This window comes from Agrobacterium sp. 20P9.1.2 (assembly GCF_057799395.1).
The window spans coordinates 658,533-676,068 of record NZ_JBYOKI010000003.1 but is presented as its reverse complement, the minus strand read 5'-3'; the positions used below and the strand labels follow the sequence as shown (position 1 = coordinate 676,068).

The window sequence follows — 17,536 nt, the reverse complement described above, 5'->3', positions numbered from 1 at the left end:
CCCGCCTCTTGAAAGGCAGGTGCAAAGCGGTCATCTTTTTTCGCGGATAAGGGCGCGCGAAAGCCTTCGCGTCGTAACCTTCGTTAAAATCCTGTGCAGGTGCCGGAAAATAACGAAAGGGGCGCGAACGGTCAACCGCAGCCCTGTGGATTAGCTGGATTTAAAATCCAGTCGATTCAGAGACTTATGTAAATGATTTGCCGACACCCGCTTGCTCGTTTATGTCACCGGCAAAATTATGGAGGAAAAGCCTGACCGGAATTTGCCGGATGTCACGGCTTTTTCAAGGAGAGAAACATGATCCGCGATACATTCGCCAACACCCTTAAAGAGGCCATGAAAGCCCGCGATACGCGCCAGATTTCGACGATCCGCCTCATCCAGGCCGCCGTCAAGGACCGCGATATCGCCAATCGCGGCATCGGCAAGGACGCGGTTTCCGACGAGGAAATTCTGCAGATTCTGGCCAAGATGATCAAGCAGCGCGAAGAATCCGCCGGTATCTACGACAAGGCCGGACGCGCGGAACTTGCCGAGCACGAGCGCGAAGAAATCGTCATCATCAAGAGCTTCATGCCGGAAGAGATTCCCGAAGAGGAGGTCCGCTCCATCATCGAAGGCGTGATTGCGGAAACCGAAGCCTCCGGCCTGCGCGATATGGGCAAAGTCATGGGCGTTCTGAAAGAGCGCTACCCTGGCCAGTTGGATTTCGGCAAGGCTTCCGGTCTCATCAAGGAATTGTTGAAGTAACGCTGAAAAAGGAAAAGGCAGGGCGCATGTGGTTGCCCTGCCTTTTTTATGCTTGAGGTGCGCTCGCGGTTTAAGCGCATAGTCAGGCTCTCTTGGGGGATGGCGCCTGGCACCAAGCATTACGCACACGCTCGGCATCATGCCGATGCTACGAAATTAGGCCTGTTTCGCCCCGCCTTCAAATTACAAAAACATAATGTTTCGCAGGGATTTTTTGCCCTAAATTTGCCAGAAGTTGGCGCTTAGGCAATGGCCTCTTCGAGGCCTGCTATCAGCTCTTATTGCTTCTCTGCTCGCGCACATAATGGCGCAAAATCGCGTTCATTCGGGTCTGGTATCCCTTGCCTGTGGATTTGAAGAAGTCGATGACATCCTCATCCAGCCGGATCGAGATCGATTTCTTGTTAACGGGCACGACGACTTCAGCCTTCGACCAATCGACATCGATCCATTCCGCCCAATCAGGATCGTCGCGCATCGCACGCTCGATGTCTTCATCGGTCAATGCATCGACGCGCGCCCAGTCTGTCGCGCTTTTCTCGCCGCGCGCTCGCTTGGCCCGAAGCTCATCCAATGTCATTCGCGTGGTAGAGTTTGTGCTCATTTTTTCTCGCCGCGCGCGCTGAAATAATCCGACATATATCGCCGCGCATCGTATAAACGACAGTTATGAGGCGGCGACCCAGAGGGCAAATAGCGCAGATGCGGACTTCTCCGTTTCTGTTGGATAAAAGCTCGATATGTGGTTCGCTAAGCGCTTCCAAGGCATCTTCGAAATCGATGTCGTGCTTAACCAAATTCGTTTTGCGTTTGTTCTCGTCCCATTCGAACGAGGCAAATTCTTTAGACACAAGCATAGGGCGTTCCTAAAAACACTGTTCGTCAGCACGTCCTGCGCTTTCGTGTATATTCATTTGTATATACACTCCTGTCAAGAGGTCTGTGAATAACGGGCATCATCCGTTTCTGCCCTTGGTAATCACAGCCAGCTGCGCTTATATAAAAGACTGGCCGAAGACAGGCAGTGATCCCAGGTAAAGATGCGCTTTTCAAACTCATTTCTCGACGAGATACGTGACCGAGTGAACATCTCAGATGTTATCGGCAGACGTGTGACGTGGGACAGGAAGAAGAGCAACGCGTCCAAGGGTGACTACTGGGCTTGCTGCCCCTTCCATGGGGAGAAGAGCCCCAGCTTCCATTGTGAGGACCGTAAAGGCCGTTACCATTGTTTTGGCTGCGGTGTTTCCGGCGACCATTTTCGTTTTCTAACCGATCTTGATGGCATGGGTTTTCCCGAAGCTGTTCAGCAGATTGCCGATATGGCGGGCGTGTCCATGCCGCAGCCGGATGTGCAGGCGGAGCGGCGCGAGCGCGAGCGGGCGTCGCTTCAGGACGTCATGGAAATGGCGACGCTGTTCTTTCAGGATCAGTTGCAGACGGCAGCGGGTGCCAGAGCGCGCGCCTACCTGCGGGATCGTGGCCTGACGGGCCGCACCATCGAGACGTTCCGATTGGGTTTCGCTCCCGATAGCCGCAACGCGCTGAAGGAGCATCTGGCCTCCAAGGGTATCGCCAAGGAGCAGATGGAGGCTTGTGGCCTGGTGGTGCATGAGAATGTGCCTGTTTCCTACGACCGTTTTCGTGACCGCATCATGTTTCCCATTCTCTCGTCGCGGGAAAAGGTTATCGCCTTCGGTGGTCGTGCCATGGCGGCGGATGCGCTGGCCAAATATCTCAATTCCAATGAGACGGAGCTCTTCCACAAGGGCAACGTCCTTTACAATTTCGCCCGTGCGCGGCGCGCCACGCAATCCTCCGGCACGGTCATCGCCGTTGAAGGTTATATGGATGTCATCGCGCTCTATCAGGCGGGCGTGGAAAATGCCGTGGCACCACTTGGAACCGCGCTGACGGAAAGCCAGCTCGATCTGTTGTGGAAGATGTCGACCCAGCCCGTGCTGTGTTTCGATGGCGATGGAGCTGGCATTCGCGCCGCCAGCCGTGCCGCTGATCTGGCGCTGCCGCATATCAAGCCGGGCCGCTCCGTCAGCTTCGCGCTGCTGCCTGACGGCAAAGACCCGGACGATCTGGTGCGCCACGAGGGCAGGTCGCCGTTTGACCGGGTTCTGTCGGAAGCCAAGCCACTAGCGGCCATGATCTGGAGCCGCGAGACGGCGGCTGTCACCTTCGATACGCCGGAAAAGCGCGCAGAGTTGGAAAACCGCCTACGGCAGATCGTGTCCGTTATCGGTGATGAAAGCGTGCGCCGCTTTTACCAGCAGGACATGCGCGACCGGCTGAATGCGTTCTTTCAGCCGCAGTTTCAGAGCAGAAACTCTAAGTTTGAAAAAGGATCTAGAGGTCAGGGACAAACTCGTCGTCAAGCGCCGAGTGGTCTTGCACCTGGACCGGGTCAGGCTCTGTTGGAGCAAGGTACAATTGCAAGTGCAAAGTTGAACTCTTTGGTGAAGACATCCCCCTCAGTTCGCGCACCTGCTTTGAGAGAAAGTGTTCTAGCGTTCACGATTGTGAACCACCCTGAACTTTTATTGGAAGAGTATGATGAAATATCTTGCATTGAATATGATCATGCCGAATTGCAAAAGCTCTGGTCTCATCTCTTGGCTTACACAGCAGAGCATGCAGCTAACCTGTCAGCTAGTGAATTGATAAAGAATCTTCACGATAATGGTTTCAGTGCCCTGATTTCCACGATGGATCAGCAGATACGTTACAATCGCCAGTGGACCGCAAGTATCCATGCAGCGCTTGAAGACGCGCGGGAAGGCTATGTTCAGTCACTCTCTTTATATAAGCGAGCGAAAGCGTTGCGCAGGCAGAAAAGTGAACTTGAAAGAGAAATCGCTGAGGTTACTGCAGATGGCGACGGTGAGCGCGGAGCGTTGTTAATGCGCGCGCTTTCCGAGGTGCAGCTGGAGATCGGTCGGATGGAAAATCAGGAAGCGATCATCGATGGATTCGGCGTCATGTCGGGGCGGGTCAAGGGAGCGGCCTATAGTCACGGATAGGCCTTTTAACGTGTTGCAGGCTTGTCTTTTTCGCAGATCGACCTAAATAGGGGATAAGTTGGTGAAGGCCCGCGAAATGTCGCCGCAATGACGGCTTTTTTGGTTTTTAACCCTCGCTCTAGCCATAAAGGCTTGACGCGACGGGAAATAGCGGGAATCACCATTCCAGGAAAAGTAAGGTGGAATGGGCCTTGGCGGATCGAAACTGCATGCAAAAGCATTTCCGGATGCACTGTCTTGATGTTCCGCCGTTGGCAGCCGTGGTTAATCGGCAATTAAAGATCATTCCGTTAGGTGTTTGACAGTGATTCGCGGCCATAGCCGGGTGCCCTTGGGGGTAAACGGCCTTGCGGCGAAGCGGATGTTAGCGTCAGGGAAAGCGACGAGATAGATGGCAACCAAAGTCAAAGAAAACGAAGAAGCTGAAAACGAACGCGATGGCGCGACGGATGGGCCGCTTCTCGATCTTTCGGATGACGCGGTCAAGAAAATGATCAAGGCCGCCAAGAAGCGCGGCTACGTCACCATGGATGAGCTGAACGAGGTTCTGCCGTCGGATCAGGTTGATCCTGACCGCATCGAAGACATCATGGCGATGCTCAGTGAAATGGGTATCAACGTCATCGAGGACGAGGACGCCGAAGAGGCTGCGCCTGAAGCCGACGATAACGATGCTGAGGCTGAAGAGTCCGAGGGTGGCGAACTTGCGCCTTCCAGCGGCACGGCCCTAGCAACCGCCAAGAAGAAAGAGCCGACAGACCGTACCGACGACCCGGTGCGCATGTATCTGCGCGAAATGGGCTCGGTAGAGCTTTTGTCACGCGAAGGCGAAATCGCGATTGCCAAGCGCATCGAGGCTGGCCGCGAGACGATGATCTCCGGCCTGTGCGAAAGCCCGTTGACGTTCCAGGCGCTGATCATCTGGCGCGACGAACTCAACGAAGGCACAACACTGCTGCGTGAGATCATCGATCTCGAAACCACCTATTCCGGTCCGGAAGCCAAGGCTGCACCGCAGTTCCAGAGCCCGGAGAAGATTGAAGCAGACCGCAAGGCTGCTGAAGAGAAAGAAAAAGTCCGCCGTCTGCGCAATCCCGGTGGCGATGACGATGTGACGAATGTTGGTGGCGAAGGCCTTCCGCATGAAGAGGAAGAGGAGGACGACGACGAGTCCAATCTTTCGCTGGCTGCGATGGAAGCCGAACTGCGCCCGCAGGTCATGGAAACGCTGGATACGATTGCCGACACCTACAAGAAGCTGCGCAAGCTTCAGGATCAGCAGGTCGAGGCGCGCCTTGCCTGCACCGGCACGCTGTCCACCGGTCAGGAACGTCGCTACAAGGAACTGAAGGATCAGTTGATCACGGCTGTGAAGTCGCTGTCGCTGAACCAGAACCGCGTCGACAGCCTTGTCGAGCAGCTCTACGACATTTCCAAGCGCCTGATGCAGAACGAAGGCCGTCTGCTGCGCCTTGCCGAATCTTACGGCGTCAAGCGTGACGGCTTCCTTGAGCAGTATCACGGTGCGGAACTCGATCCGAACTGGATGAAGTCGATTGCCAATCTGGCCGCCAAGGGCTGGAAGGAATTCGCGCGCGAAGAAAACAACACGATCCGCGATATCCGTCAGGAAATCCAGAATCTCGCTCAGGAAACCGGCATTTCCATTGCCGAATTCCGCCGCATCGTTTCCATGGTCCAGAAGGGCGAGCGCGAAGCGCGCATTGCCAAGAAGGAAATGGTGGAAGCCAACCTGCGTCTGGTTATCTCGATTGCGAAGAAGTACACAAACCGCGGTTTGCAGTTCCTCGATCTCATTCAGGAAGGCAATATCGGCCTGATGAAGGCTGTCGATAAGTTCGAATATCGTCGCGGTTACAAGTTCTCGACCTATGCGACGTGGTGGATTCGTCAGGCAATCACCCGTTCGATTGCCGACCAGGCCCGTACCATCCGTATTCCGGTGCATATGATCGAAACGATCAACAAGATCGTTCGTACATCGCGTCAGATGCTGCATGAAATCGGTCGCGAACCGACTCCGGAAGAACTGGCTGAAAAGCTGGCCATGCCTCTGGAAAAGGTTCGCAAGGTTCTGAAAATTGCCAAGGAGCCGATCTCGCTCGAAACCCCCGTGGGTGACGAAGAGGATTCGCATCTGGGTGACTTCATCGAGGACAAGAACGCGCTTCTGCCTATCGATGCCGCCATTCAGGCCAACCTGCGCGAAACAACGACCCGCGTTCTGGCTTCGCTGACGCCACGCGAAGAGCGCGTTCTGCGCATGCGCTTTGGTATCGGCATGAACACGGACCATACGCTGGAAGAAGTCGGACAGCAGTTCTCGGTTACCCGTGAACGTATTCGTCAGATCGAAGCCAAGGCGCTTCGCAAGCTCAAGCATCCGAGCCGTTCGCGCAAGCTGCGCTCGTTCCTCGACAGCTAAGCTTTCGCAGTGGAAGACTTTGAACCCGGTCAGTTTCTGGCCGGGTTTTTCTTTTTTGGGGATGGTGCTTGCGTTCAAAACGATTATCTCTGACGCAGCAAAGGACATGACGTTCTGATGGAAAAGACCGACAAGAAAACATGGTGGCAGGGGAGCTGGACGATTCCGCTCTCGATCATGCTGCATGTTCTTGTCGGAGGGACTTATCTTTTATGGTCGGGCTATACGCCAGCACCAGCCGAGCCCGAGCCGGAGACCGTCAACGTCGAAATGGTAGAGCCTCCCAAAGAGGAGCCGCCGAAGCCGGAAGAGAAAAAGGCGGAAGAGCCACCACCACCCGCGGAAGAAAAGCCGCAACCACCTCCGCCGCCGCCTCGGGCACAAACACCGTTGATCGCTGTCCGCCCTGATAAAACTCAGTTGGATGAGCGTGACGAACCTGGCAAGCAAGAAGAAACCGGCGGGCAGGAGCAGCCAAAGCCGGCGGATGAGCCGCAGACGTCGCAGCCGGAGCCAAAGCCTGCCGAAGAGGCCCAAAAGGATGTAACGCCGCCGCCCACGCCATCATCAAACAAGGCAACCGCTGAGCAAGGAGAAATCCCCGCTGTGGAAGCTGAGGCGCCTGTTGATATGGCCGCCGTTGCCGTTCCGACACCCAAGCCAGACATTGTGAAGAAGCCGGTTGAGGAAACCAAAGCGGCCCAGGACGGAGAGGGTAATCCAAACCTCAAGCCCGCCAAGAAAATTCTGGCGAGCGGCACGCGTCCACGCCCGATGCTGCGGCAGATTCTCGGCAATTTGCCCCCGGTAGAAAGAGTGGCACAGCTGTGCATGGCTGAGGTGACAGCGCAGATCAACGACCAGAGAAGAGGGCAGTTACCATTCGAAGGGCTGCAACCTCATACCGGGCGAAACTTTCCAATCGCCGGAAATGTTATGGACGCCCAAGGCGCTTTTAATGTCGGCCCGCAGTGGTTTCCCGTAAACTACCGCTGCGAGGTCGATATCGACAATTACATCGTCACCGATTTTCGCTTCCAGATCGGACAGAAACTCTCTGCTGACGATGTCAAGCGCCTGAAGCTTCCTGACGTGTATTAAGCTCAGGCCACGACCTGCTTGCCAACCAGCTTCCCAATCGACCCCAGCAGCGAATCCTCGTCATACGGTTTGCGAATGACGGGAACGTGCGAAAATTCCGGTGGGATCATGATGCCGTCGGCATAGCCGGTGGCAAACATGAAGGGGATGTCGCGGCGCAGCAACTCATAGGCCACGGGAATGGACGTGTCCGAGCCTAGGTTGATGTCCAGAATGGCGACATCTGGTGTTAGCGTCTTCAATTTGTCCAGCGCCATGGCCGATGACGTTGCGGTCTCGATATTGGTTATGCCACGGCTTTCCAGCATATACTCGACATCCATGGCGATCAGCATCTGATCTTCGACAAGAAATACGCGCAATGATTCCTCCGCAGCATAAGGTGTGTAGTCGGTCTGGCCACCCACCGTCACGTCCTGGCTGACGGGGGAGGGACCGGCACTGGCATGGCGGGCGGGCAGAATGATTTCCGCTTCCACGCCATGTGGCTGATAGGTGATGCGGCTCTTGCCGCCGAGATCGTATGGCACGCTGCGGCTGATGAGCGCCGAGCCGAAGCCGGTTCTGGTTGGCGGGGTGACGGTGCCGGGCACCGTTTCGCGCCATGAGATCACGCAGTCACCGACATCGTTCAGCTCCCACAGGATGGAAAGCCTGCCGCCTGCCTGCGCAAGTGCGCCATATTTTGCGGCATTGGTGGCCAGCTCGTGCAGCACCAGCGCCATCACTGAGAATGCGCGCGAATCCAGCAGTACGTTCGGGCCATGCGCTTCGATTTCGCTATCGGGCGAGCGGTGGGGCGACAGTTCGGCATCCAGCAGGTCGCGCAGCAGTCCGCCGCCTTCGCCGCGCACCACCTGGTCATGGGCAAAGGACAGTGCCTGAATACGGCCCTTCAAAGCCGTGACGTATTCCTGAAGCGTGCGGCCTTCCTGCGTCGGGTTGCCGACCAGCGATTTGATGATGGCCAGAACGTTCTTGACGCGGTGGTTCAGCTCTTCATTGAGCATACGCTGGCGCACTTCCGCCTGCGCGCGCTCCCCGGCCATCAGTTCGCTGTGGCGGAAGGCGACTTCCACCAAAGCCACGCGCGCAGCTTCGGCAATCTGCCGGTCTTCCTCGGTCCAAGGCTGCGCCTGTTTGTGAACGGTTTCCTTCCACAGTGCAAAGCTCTTGCGCGGTGTCAGGCGGTCGCCCAACGGGCCGGTGTCATAGGATTTGTCAGGGTTGCCTGCCCAGTTCAGTGTCTGCACCAGTTCACGGCGGAAAAACATAAGATAGTCGTTCTTGACCTGCGACAGCGGCACGGCCAGCAGCCCAGCAGTTTCGCCAAACAGGTCTTCCGCTTCCGGCAGATGGTTAAACAGCGCATGGGTTGCCCATACGCGCCCTTCCGAAACGGAACTGACGAGGCGGCCCAGCTGGGGTGCCATGACATCCGGCGGCACGGAGCCGATGCTGTACCAGCGTTCGTTCATCCACACGCCGACGCCATCGCAGGGCAGCAACCTGCTGAAATCCGGCAGGTTTTCGACCAGAAGCTCTTCGATATTGTTGTGGTGGGCGGCAAGACGCAGAAACTTGTCCAGCGACGCGTGGGCATCCTGCGCTGTCGCCAGCTTCTTCTTCTGCTTCAGCGCCTGAAGGTGAAGCGAGAAGAATTCCCCGAACATTTCCGCAGCAATGCGCATCGACATCGGCAGAATACGCGGAGAATAATGGTGGCAGGCAATCAGCCCCCACAGCTCGCCATCATTGATGATGGAAATGGACATGGAAGCAGAAACGCCCATATTGCGCAGATATTCGCAATGGATGGGCGAAACACTGCGCAGATGCGCAAAGGAGAGATCAAGCGGTTCGCCCGAAGCGTCCAGCACCGGCTCGATCGGAATACGCGCGCCATTGGAATCCGAAATGATGCGCAACGTGTTTTTCAGATAAAGCGCACGCGCCTGCTGGGGAATGTCGCTGGCCGGGAAATATTGACCGAGAAAGCTCTCAAGCTCCGGCTGCTTGGCTTCGGAAATGACCTTGCCGGCGCCATCCTGCTCGAAGCGATAGATCATCACCCGGTCGTAACCCAGAATGGCCTTCACCAGACGGGCTGTTCGGGAAATCAGGCTGTCGACATTGTCGGCTTCGCGAATACGGTCGATCATCAGCTGTGCGGTGTGCAGTGGCTGCGAATCGTCGCTTGCGGGCTCAAGCTCGATGATCGATACGGATTTGAACCGGTGGATTGCGATGTCGAAAGACTTGCTGCTGGCGAGCTTCACCTTCGGCAGCATGGCCGGGCGGCTGCTATTGGCTGTCACCGTCAGCGCATTGCGCAGATCATGGACGATGTCGTTGCCGAGAAGCTCTTCGATAGGCTTTCCGAGAATGTCGCCGGAGGCGCCCAAAATTTCGTTGCAGTTCAACGAATAGCGCAGCACGGTGCGCATTGCGCTGTCACACGCGATCAGACAGCCGTGGGGCTGGATATTACCCGGAATGTGAATGGGTTCTCTGTCGCAGTTGGTGAGATCGACCTGCTGAACTGGCGACGTCATACATTCGTCTTTCGATGGAAAACTGGGCTAAGGCTTACAGTCTCTAATAAACGATTTTCCGTTAAAAATTTTGTATCGCAAAACTGAGTCGGAACTGGGTCAGGGGCATTGTAGTTTTGTACTTCGGTATATTCGTACATTCTTTGTGTGGTTCCCTTTTGTGCCCCGTCACGTTTGAGATTATCAACGTTGGAAAAGCGCACAGAACATCGCGTGATTTCATCAAACGTATGAAGTCCAAATTTGGTTCCAGATAGAAAAGCGAAAATTTCATTGCCACAGAAACTCATGAGAATCACCACAAGAGGGCAGGGGCTTTATGAATTCACAGAGCAAGCGAAGGCTTTTGTCAAAGACTCTTCTGTTGATGATGCCCTGCTGACTGTCTTCGTGCGCCACACGTCCTGCTCGTTGCTGATTCAGGAAAATGCCGACCCGGATGTGCAGCGTGATCTGAAAACATTCTTCGCGCGGCTTGTCCCGCCGTCCAGTGATCCGTCCATGGCATGGGTCGTTCACACCATGGAGGGGCCGGATGATATGCCTGCCCATATCAAATCGGCCCTGACGCAGGTGTCCATCGGCATCCCTGTTTCGGGTGGAAAGCTGGTGCTGGGAACATGGCAGGGCATTTATCTCTTCGAACACAGAAACCAGCCGCATGAGCGTCAAATCGTGCTGCATTTGTCTGCATAAGGTCGGAACTTCCTGTTTTTTTCGCCGTTTTTGGCATGAACGCTGGCTGAACGGTCGGTTCTGAAAACATTCACACGACGGCACTTATCGTCACGCCAATCGACCGGGCATTCCGGCGAACGTCAGGAAACGGAGTATGACAATGATCAGCACATTTGCAAAAGCAGGCGTTGCGGCCCTCATCGCCCTCGGCGGCATTTCTGCGACAGCTTCCACGGCGTCGGCAGGGCCAGATGTTCAATATGGTATTTACGTGCAGGACGGTTACCGCCATGGCGGCCACGGCGGTCCTGGCTGGGGTCGTCCGGGTCGTGACCGCGACCGCTGCTCGCCTTGGATGGCTGAGGAAAAGGCAAGCCGTATGGGCCTTCGTCGCGCCCGCGTGGTGGATGTGTCTCCGCGCCGCGTCGTCGTTGCAGGCTTTGACCGCCACGGTCGCGACCGCGTCGTCTTCGCCAATGTCCGCGGTTGCCCGGTTATCCGTCGCTAACCCGACACAGCACAAAGGCTGAAACAAAAATCCCCTCGCCATGGTCTCACGGCGAGGGGATTTCTTTTTGTGCGCAAAGAAAAAGGAGGCGCAGTTCAGCGCCTCCGTCTGTCTCACTGCTCCAGTGCGAATGTCACGTTGACATTGACCTTGTAGCTGTTCTCGCCAGCCGCAATCGGCACGCTGTCGGATTTTTCCATCGCCGCCGCCCGCATCATGGTCTGCGGAACGGGCATGGGCCGCTGCATGTTCTCGCTGATTTCGAGAACGCGACCCAGCTTCACGCCGGCGGCTTCCGTCAGCGTCTTGGCCTTGGCAATCGCGTCTGCAATCGCCGCCTTGCGCGCTTCCGTTACCGTCGCTTCGGGCTTGTCATTGGTAAAGGCAATATCGCCGCCCTGGTTGATGCCAAGCTTGACGGAGCTGTCGAGAATCTCGCCCAGTTTGGCAAGCTCGCGCACGCGCACAGTCAGGCCGTTGGTCACCTGATACCCCGTGATTTCAGGCGGGACATAAACACCGTCCTTGGGCTCGAACTGCTTGTAAACCGGCTGCACGGAAAAATTGCTGGTCTGCAGATCCCGGTCGGCAATCCCGGCGGATTTCAACGCGGCCTGAACCTCGGTCATGGCCTTGCTGTTTTCACTCAGCGCCGCCGCTGCGGTTTCGGCCTGCTTCACCACGCTGAAAGACAGAATGGCCATGTCAGGCGCCACCGCCGCATCGCCTTCACCGGAAACGCTGATGACCGGCTCACGCTTTGCGGTTTCCTGAGCAGATACGGCCATGGGCAAAACCGCAACTGCGGTAAAAGCGCAAAGCGCCAAGGAGCGTGCTAGTGTCGATGTCATTAAGATTCCTCTTTTTTAGCGTCCCTGTTGTGGGTGTCGCAGGAGATTATGTGGCTAATACGGCATAGTCCCCATGTCCAACGCTTCGATGACTTGTCGCCTTCACAAAATTGCGTTAAAGCCAAATCCGCGCCGGGTTGAACCATTGCAACCGCGCATTCCAACAGGCTTTCAAGCCTTCGGAAGGGCCTGTAGCTCAATGGTTAGAGCCGGCGGCTCATAACCGCTTGGTTGGGAGTTCGAGTCTCTCCGGGCCCACCATTTCGTTTAAAATCAATGACTTAGATGCCGGGTTTTCTTGGGGAGACATCCTAGGGGAACATTGGTTTGTTCAATCCGTCCTATCTCGTGAAGTCGCGATGCGGGGTTTTCTATCTGCGTTGGCCCATACCAAAGCAGCTACATCCACAGAAAAAAGCTTCGACGCTCAAGTTTTCACTACAGACCCGTGAACCACGAAAAGCATTGCGCTTGTCCCGTTCTCTGAGCCAGATAGGAGAACGATTGAATGAGCATGGAATTGCGTACGGGATGCGGCACGAGGAACTGAGAAGCGTATTAATCGATCATTTCCGGCAGTTGCTTGAACAGGCTAAGGCTGAGATGCATGAAACTGGCCCTTTGAGCGAGCTTGATCGACAGATTTATGAGACGCAGAAGCTAGTAGCGAAGCAAGCGAGAAAAACAGATGCTCCGCTCTCCCTTGTACAATCGGACGACAATCTTCTCGACCGTTTCATTGATAAGTACGAGTTGAGTATTAGCAAGGGTAGCGCCGAATATGTCTGGCTTGAACGGGAAATGAAGCTGTCCTTCCATGGCTTCGTGAAGGCGGTTCTTGCCTACGACAAGTCGTTACAGCGTTATGATTTTGAGAACGTCCCAACCTTATCTATCATGGGTACAGCAAAGCCCGATGCTACGGCAGGCATGACAATTGCAGAAGTTGCCGCCGCCTATAGCAAGGAAAGACAGCGCGGCAACGCATGGGCAGCGAAAACCATCATAGAGAAAGCTGACCATATCAAGCTGCTTGAGGAAATCCTTGGTAGCAGTACCGATGTACGGGCGCTGACAGCGATGGAAGCAAAGCGGGTCAAGGACACTCTGCTTGCCTATCCTCGCAACCGTTCCAAGAACCCTGCGACACGAGGCAAGCCATTGGCAGAAGTGCTTGGGATTGCCAACGTGGAAACGATACAGGTTCCTACAATCAATAAGTACCTGCAAACCTACAGCGAACTTTTCGAATGGGCAAAGCAGAACCACCATATCACTGAAAACCTGTTTTCCGGTCTTACTGTAAGACAATCCAACAGGAACAAGGAAGATAGTCGTGATGCCTATACTGACGAGCAAATACGGTTGATTCTACAGGCTGTATTGGACAATGGACGTGGACTGGTTACGAAGCCTTATCAGAAATGGGCAACGCTCATTGGCATTTATACGGGCTCCCGCCTTGGCGAGATCGCGCAGTTGCACCTGAAAGATATCCGCGAGCAAGATGGCGTGTGGGTGTTCGACATGAACGAGGAAGGCGACCGCAAGAGTCTGAAGACATCAGCCGCTCGTCGCCTAGTACCTATTCATCAGAAGCTCATTGACGCCGGTATACTCGGTTATGTGCAGACCATGAAGGATAGAAAAGCCACCAAGCTGTTCCCCGATTTTACCTACGATCCGAAAAATGGATGGGGACGCCAGCAAAGCCGCTGGTTTAACGACAAGCTTCTTGTCAAACTGGGATTGAAGACCAAGACGCGCGTCTTCCATAGCCTTCGGCACACCGTCAACACCCGGCTTCTGCAAGCAGGGGTATCGCCCGCAATAGTGAAGTCAATCATCGGGCATGAGCAGGAAGGCATGACGCACCGGCAGTATTTCAAAGAAGGCTATACGCTTCAGCAGTTAAGCGAGGCGATACAAAAGCTTGACTACAGCCAGCCAGCGCAGAAGCCTGAAACTGCTATTCAGGATTGACAGCGATTCCCGAATGCGGGAAACAGACCTTGGAGCCGTACGTGCGGTTCTGGGGCGTGGAAACCCCGAATGGATAGGTACGAGTGCCGACCTGTAACGGCGCTATCTCCTTGACCTATGGTCGGGGAGCCTGTGGCGTATGCAACAGGTTCTCGGACTAAAGGCCATAGGGACCGTATCCATTCGGTTTTCCAACTCCCCGATCACCAGAGATCAAGGGGCAAGCACGCGGGGACGCACCGCGCTTACGCCCCTTTTGTACGGGGGCTGCATCTTGGAAATCATCGTTCTAGCTATCATCGCAGGTTGCGTCTATTGGCTGTACAAGAACCGGGCATCGGCACCAGCGCAGCAAGACGACTGGGTGCGACGGTTTTCCGTCTACTACGCCACCAATACGTTGTGCCTCTACAGCTATGGTACGGGCGACATCCCGGAGGAGCTTGTCGGCCTCATGGAACCACGCATTGCCGGAGGTGTGCAACAGTCCTTCATCGCCAGTCTGGGCAACTACCTGCGGGACCAGCACGGTCGCAACATGCAGCATGGCGATTATCCGAAGGCCCTTGCCGACATCCGCAAACTGCTGTCCGCAAACATCCAGTGGGCCAACAGCCATGCGGCACTAGGGCCGTTCATACGCGCCATGCACAAGGAAGAAACCGGCACTGATATTACCGAGGCGGAACTACTCGCTCATCGTGACGAGATTATCAGGCAGGTAAAAACAAATGAGGAGGCTGCCGCCATGATGATGGGCCAAATCGTCCGCTTCAACATCGAGACTTTGTTCAAGGACATGTTCGGGATGCGCTACGACGATTATCTGCAAGCGAAGTATCCCAAGGACGGAACAGCCCCGATACCAGCGACCTCGCACGCCTGAGTTCAGCATTTCCTAAAATTGCAACAATGCGGTTAGGCGAACCTATACGGCCTGTGTGTATCCATCGCGGGCAAGGGAGAGTGTTGCCATGTCCAATGTGATGCCGTCCACGCAACGACATAACGCCCGATCAGTTTCAACAGGCTCGTTCATCGGGATCGTTGCCATTGCTATGGCCGGGAGCTTTGTTATCGGCATGGGTGCATCTCGTGTTATTGGTGACAGTACAGCCGTCGCGCAGCCTTCCGTAACCAGCAAGCAGATTGTCCCTGCCTACGGGCGCAATGAGCAGATGCCGCGGAATGTCTCACTGACAGTCAACAGGCCCAGAGTGACCTACGGGCATTGTAGCGGAGCTGTTCGCGTCAACTGCATCGTGGACGGCGATACACTTTGGAGCCACGGTATCAAAATACGCATTGCCGACATCGATACACCGGAAGTCGGCACACCTCGTTGTGCGGATGAAAAGGCGCGAGGAGAACGGGCGACGATACGGCTCATGGAGCTGGTCAATGCTGGTCCCTTCCAGATGCAGGCAGGGCAGGGACGAGACGAAGACAAGTACGGGCGCAAACTTCGGGTGCTGGTACGGGATGGCCGATCCATTGCCGACATACTTGTATCAGAAGGTTTGGCGCGGACATGGACCGGGAAAAGGCAACCATGGTGCTAACAGGCTTTCCTTTACAGCTAGGGCGAATAGTCGCTCAAGACAGGATAACGGTACGAGACATGTGTACGAGAACATTAAACAATATCAGAGGCTTGTCTTTATTTTAGAAAGCAATGAAATTCCCGTATTTGCCCGCTGACGAGCGTTTTCCATTTCGAGGCCTGATTGCCAACTCAAAGCCCCGCTTGCGCTCTGGCGGACTCTTGTGGCCGAAAGAGCAGGCACCGAAGACCAAATCAAATGGCGCGGCATTCGAGATCGGAAATATGCGGGGGTTACTAAGTTTAAACCATAGAAACTTTAGTACTTCCAGTCCGTATTTTGCTCCATAGAATGAAATTCGTTCATATAGCTTGTACCTTATAATAATAAATCTGAGTGAACGTGGTCATTGCAGAAAATAAACACAATGGTCTGTAATTGTTGTTTGTATTTATTCTGAAAGCATAATTCATGAATCAATTACCGTACGCTCAGGCTTGCAGGCCGGATTGGGGCTTGCATACTTGTGATTTGTTGCTAGTGCTGAAATCCGTTTAGCTGGCGTGGCCTTGAACAGTATTGATGGCTAAATAGCTAGATATCGCCGTATTAATAGACCTCTTATATATTGATATGAATCTACATATACCATGGGTATGTTTGTATAATGAAATCTAGTTATATACAATGAACAGATATCTCATAAATGCATTAACATCTGTATATTAACCTTGTATATCTAACTGGGAATACACTGATACACCGGACATTGATTGTTGAGATTTGGTATTAAACGGCTGTTCGGCAACCGACCTGTTATTCCTATTAGGGTCTGGAAGGCTTCCGTCACCGTTCCAATCCGCAACCGGACTATCGGCTATCATAGATCAGCATCCTATCAGCCAGCATTGGCTTGATATTGCAGCCAGCTTGTATCCGGCTTTAAAGCTGTGCTTTCAACTGGGAATAGACCGATACAGCATCAGTGAAAGCTAATTCATGCAGAGTGCTATTTCCTATTAGTGTCCAGATTGGTAGAAACCACAGAAAGCCGTTTAAAGGCAGAGTTTTAGAGGCAAGCAGCGGCATCACATACCCCACTTGGCTAGAGCCGTTTCCGCCCCGGCCTGATCGCCCTTGATCCTGAGCACGGTCTGTCTGGTCAAGCCGGTGACGCTATGAATTTCGGACGCGCCTTTCCCGATTGCTAGCATGTCAACAACCTGCTCGAAAGTCTTCCGGTCATAGCTCGGCTTCTTGCCCCGATAGCGTTCAGTGTCACCCTTGCTTGCCTCTATTCCGGCCCGCTGAGCGGCTTTCGTCGCTTCCGCCTGAGCTTGCGCCGTCGCGGCCATGAACGCAATCAACGCGTCCCTGACGGCCTGCTGTATCGGGTCCGCCGTCGCGCCGTCAAAAGTCATTCCGTTAATCACGGTTTTCACGATCACACCTTGCCGCATGAAATGGCGGATGGCGTCCGTCACGTCCTCGTAGTTACGGCCAAGCCTATCTACCCACCGAACAACCAACACGTCACCGTGGCGCAACTTATCGTAAAGCCTCTTGCCTTGCGGCCTGTCCGCAAGTCTGGTGCTTACGCCCGACACGCCATGGTCTGCAATCACCTCGTCAATGACGAAGCCTGCTTGCTCGGCTTGCGTTTGCTGGTGGTCAATTGTCTGGTCTATCGTTGATACGCGAGCGTAGAGTACGGTCTTGGACACGGCACATTCCTCTATCCGTTAAGGTAGTGTCCGTTGATAAGCCTGTACGATTATCATAGTCAACCCTATCGTACATACTTTAGTACGTCATTTTGGATGTACGATAGGGTATACCCATACGGACAAAGCCCCGTAGTCCGGCCTTATGTCCGTTCTGTCAGCTCGAAAGCTAGTGCAATAAGATCACCCACATCTCAGGGTGACAATTCAACCACCGTAAACTGGTAGTACCCCATGGGGAAAACTGCTTCACAATGGTTCTTAAATACACCCTCGCAAAAATTCGCCAAATTCCGAAGCTGGGGAAAGATATAAGCAAGCGCAAACAAACAGGATCAAGACAATTAGGCTTGAGGATTGTAGT

14 protein-coding genes, 1 tRNA gene and 1 pseudogene are annotated in these 17,536 nt (G+C 54.5%); 11 read left to right on the top strand and 5 right to left on the bottom strand.

All coding sequences use genetic code 11. The features are described from left to right. Positions 1-297: 297 nt before the first annotated feature. Positions 298-750 carry a GatB/YqeY domain-containing protein gene (locus AC27VJ_RS12575; protein WP_113088585.1) on the top strand — a complete coding sequence of 151 codons (453 nt, stop codon included), beginning with the start codon at positions 298-300 and terminating at the stop codon, positions 748-750. 271 nt (positions 751-1,021) lie between these two features. Here AC27VJ_RS12575 and AC27VJ_RS12570 read toward each other — a convergent pair whose 3' ends face one another. Together AC27VJ_RS12570 and AC27VJ_RS12565 are read right to left on the bottom strand one after the other, a co-directional pair. Further along, positions 1,022-1,354, bottom strand: coding sequence for a BrnA antitoxin family protein (locus AC27VJ_RS12570; RefSeq protein WP_488684299.1), 333 nt, complete (start codon positions 1,352-1,354; stop codon positions 1,022-1,024). Then, on the bottom strand, positions 1,317-1,607 hold the full coding sequence (locus AC27VJ_RS12565) for a BrnT family toxin (RefSeq protein WP_488684298.1): 291 nt from the start codon (positions 1,605-1,607) through the stop codon (positions 1,317-1,319). Before AC27VJ_RS12565 ends, AC27VJ_RS12570 begins: the two co-directional genes overlap by 38 nt. Positions 1,608-1,790: 183 nt before the next feature. Here AC27VJ_RS12565 and dnaG point away from each other — a divergent pair, with 183 nt between their 5' ends. The 3 genes from dnaG (at position 1,791) to AC27VJ_RS12550 (ending at position 7,329) form a co-directional block, all read left to right on the top strand. Beyond that, a complete protein-coding gene (gene dnaG / locus AC27VJ_RS12560; protein WP_488684297.1) occupies positions 1,791-3,782 on the top strand; it encodes a DNA primase in 1,992 nt (663 codons plus the stop codon). Positions 3,783-4,173: 391 nt separating this feature from the next. Beyond that, complete coding sequence (gene rpoD / locus AC27VJ_RS12555) at positions 4,174-6,228, top strand: RNA polymerase sigma factor RpoD (protein WP_353577974.1); 2,055 nt, start codon at positions 4,174-4,176, stop codon at positions 6,226-6,228. Between the two features lie 117 nt (positions 6,229-6,345). Then, positions 6,346-7,329 (top strand): DUF930 domain-containing protein, encoded by a 984-nt coding sequence (locus AC27VJ_RS12550; protein WP_488684296.1) that lies wholly within the window; start codon positions 6,346-6,348, stop codon positions 7,327-7,329. A 2-nt stretch (positions 7,330-7,331) separates the two neighbouring features. Here AC27VJ_RS12550 and AC27VJ_RS12545 read toward each other — a convergent pair whose 3' ends face one another. Beyond that, positions 7,332-9,884 carry an HWE histidine kinase domain-containing protein gene (locus AC27VJ_RS12545; protein WP_488684295.1) on the bottom strand — a complete coding sequence of 851 codons (2,553 nt, stop codon included), beginning with the start codon at positions 9,882-9,884 and terminating at the stop codon, positions 7,332-7,334. 288 nt (positions 9,885-10,172) lie between these two features. On the opposite strand from AC27VJ_RS12545, the gene AC27VJ_RS12540 reads away from it, so the two are divergent. Next, complete coding sequence (locus AC27VJ_RS12540) at positions 10,173-10,580, top strand: secondary thiamine-phosphate synthase enzyme YjbQ (RefSeq protein ID WP_488684294.1); 408 nt, start codon at positions 10,173-10,175, stop codon at positions 10,578-10,580. Positions 10,581-10,722: 142 nt separating this feature from the next. Continuing rightward, positions 10,723-11,070, top strand: a complete 348-nt coding sequence (locus tag AC27VJ_RS12535) for a hypothetical protein (protein ID WP_353577978.1) — start codon at positions 10,723-10,725, stop codon at positions 11,068-11,070. Positions 11,071-11,183: 113 nt separating this feature from the next. On the opposite strand, the gene AC27VJ_RS12530 is transcribed toward AC27VJ_RS12535, so the two are convergent. Next, on the bottom strand, positions 11,184-11,921 hold the full coding sequence (locus tag AC27VJ_RS12530; protein ID WP_488684293.1) for an SIMPL domain-containing protein: 738 nt from the start codon (positions 11,919-11,921) through the stop codon (positions 11,184-11,186). A gap of 185 nt (positions 11,922-12,106) precedes the next feature. Here AC27VJ_RS12530 and AC27VJ_RS12525 point away from each other — a divergent pair. From AC27VJ_RS12525 to AC27VJ_RS12505, 5 genes and pseudogenes are all read left to right on the top strand, one after another. Continuing rightward, a tRNA-Ile gene (locus tag AC27VJ_RS12525) sits at positions 12,107-12,182 on the top strand. A gap of 87 nt (positions 12,183-12,269) precedes the next feature. Next, a pseudogene (locus AC27VJ_RS12520) lies at positions 12,270-12,401 on the top strand (DUF6538 domain-containing protein); the annotation flags it as partial. A 24-nt stretch (positions 12,402-12,425) separates the two neighbouring features. Continuing rightward, a complete protein-coding gene (locus AC27VJ_RS12515; RefSeq protein ID WP_488684347.1) occupies positions 12,426-13,904 on the top strand; it encodes a site-specific integrase in 1,479 nt (492 codons plus the stop codon). Between the two features lie 274 nt (positions 13,905-14,178). Next, positions 14,179-14,790 (top strand): hypothetical protein, encoded by a 612-nt coding sequence (locus AC27VJ_RS12510; protein WP_488684292.1) that lies wholly within the window; start codon positions 14,179-14,181, stop codon positions 14,788-14,790. An 88-nt stretch (positions 14,791-14,878) separates the two neighbouring features. Then, complete coding sequence (locus tag AC27VJ_RS12505) at positions 14,879-15,466, top strand: thermonuclease family protein (RefSeq protein WP_488684291.1); 588 nt, start codon at positions 14,879-14,881, stop codon at positions 15,464-15,466. A 1,070-nt stretch (positions 15,467-16,536) separates the two neighbouring features. Here the strand turns inward: AC27VJ_RS12505 and AC27VJ_RS12500 are convergent. After that, positions 16,537-17,172, bottom strand: coding sequence for a recombinase family protein (locus AC27VJ_RS12500; RefSeq protein WP_488684290.1), 636 nt, complete (start codon positions 17,170-17,172; stop codon positions 16,537-16,539). Between the last annotated feature and the right edge of the window lie 364 nt (positions 17,173-17,536).